The organism is Pseudomonas sp. EL_65y_Pfl1_R83, assembly GCF_963970695.1.
Taxonomy (GTDB): domain Bacteria; phylum Pseudomonadota; class Gammaproteobacteria; order Pseudomonadales; family Pseudomonadaceae; genus Aquipseudomonas; species Aquipseudomonas tritici.
In genome coordinates this window covers 1-438 of the sequence record NZ_CAXAQI010000474.1, presented here as the reverse complement: position 1 = coordinate 438, position 438 = coordinate 1, and the positions used below count along the sequence as shown (strand labels likewise).

Sequence of the window (438 nt, the reverse complement as noted above, 5' to 3'; positions counted from 1 at the left end):
CACGCTGGAGTTCGAGGTCGCCGCGTTGATGACCCGGATCGAGGAGACGAAGCGGCTGCGGCGCGCCTTCCGCACCAAGCCGGTCGTTATCGAGGCCGGTAAGGTCTGGTCATACCCGCTGAAGGGCCGATCGGTCGCGGCTGTGGCATCGGCTGTCCAGCGGCAAAAGCCCGCCGCGCGGGTCGTGAACGACGATGAAGCCGCCCTGGAAGCAGCGATCACGATCATGATCGCTGCCGACGAGCTCAACAACGGGCCGTGACATACAATGTTCTGGCCCTGCTCGCGTCGGGTCCGCCCGACGCGGAATGGGAGGCTGAGAAGGCGGGCTGGCGCGCCCAGGTCATGGGCAATCTGGTCTGCTGCTACCGTGCCGGCAGCCGCCGTGCCAGCGCTTGGCACCGCGGCTTCGACGCCGCCCGCCGTTCCAGCGATCCG

General features: G+C 68.0%; 2 protein-coding genes. Both read left to right on the top strand.

From position 1 onward, the window contains the following. Nucleotides 1-262 (top strand): hypothetical protein (locus AACY08_RS29900; protein ID WP_339472697.1); only part of this gene is annotated, 262 nt, incomplete at its 5' end. After that, a partial coding sequence (locus AACY08_RS29895) for a hypothetical protein (RefSeq protein WP_339472696.1) occupies nt 259-438 on the top strand: 180 nt, incomplete at its 3' end. The genes AACY08_RS29900 and AACY08_RS29895, both read left to right, overlap by 4 nt.